The sequence below is a fragment of the Flavobacterium maritimum genome, from assembly GCF_040049085.1.
In the GTDB taxonomy this organism is placed as follows: domain Bacteria; phylum Bacteroidota; class Bacteroidia; order Flavobacteriales; family Flavobacteriaceae; genus Flavobacterium; species Flavobacterium maritimum.
This window is the reverse complement of the sequence record NZ_JBDLZY010000039.1, coordinates 1-553: the sequence shown is the minus strand read 5'-3', so window position 1 is coordinate 553 and position 553 is coordinate 1. Positions and strand designations below refer to the sequence as shown.

Genomic DNA, 553 nt, shown 5'->3' with positions numbered 1-553 from the left:
TATTGATCTGCCTGACGGAGATAATGAAGATGAAGCATCGAAAATTATATGGCCTGCTCCATAATTGGTCCAATTCATCTGATTTGCTATAGTTGCAGTGCTGGCATTTCCTGACAATGATCCAACAAAGTTTGATCCCGTAAACACTCCAGTTGCACTTATACTCGCTACATTATTGCTTTCGGAACGGAAAATCCAGCCTCGGTTATTAGCGCCGGCCATTGTCAAATAAGTCGCCCAATCGCCGCCAACTGATCCGTGACCACCAAAATTTGATGTTGTGGCAAACATCAATCCATAAGAAGGCATACCATTTACAGCTCCGGAATACAACGAAATTCCTTGTCCGCCTCCGTTTGTTTGGTTTACACCCAAAGCATTACTGGTTGTTAATCCGCCCGTAAGCAAATCACCATTACTGGCAAAAATAAATTGGGATCCATTATTTGTAGGGTCTCCAAAATGGATCCCTATAGAATCTGTGCTATATAGACCAGAAGTTCCTTGGAAATAACTTAAACCAAATCCATCTGCATTACCAAAAGACCAAATT

At 41.6% G+C, this 553-nt stretch carries 1 protein-coding gene; it reads right to left on the bottom strand.

Translation table 11 applies throughout. From position 1 onward, the window contains the following. The coding region (locus tag ABEB23_RS18185; RefSeq protein ID WP_348814134.1) for a hypothetical protein at positions 1-553 on the bottom strand (553 nt) is incomplete at both ends.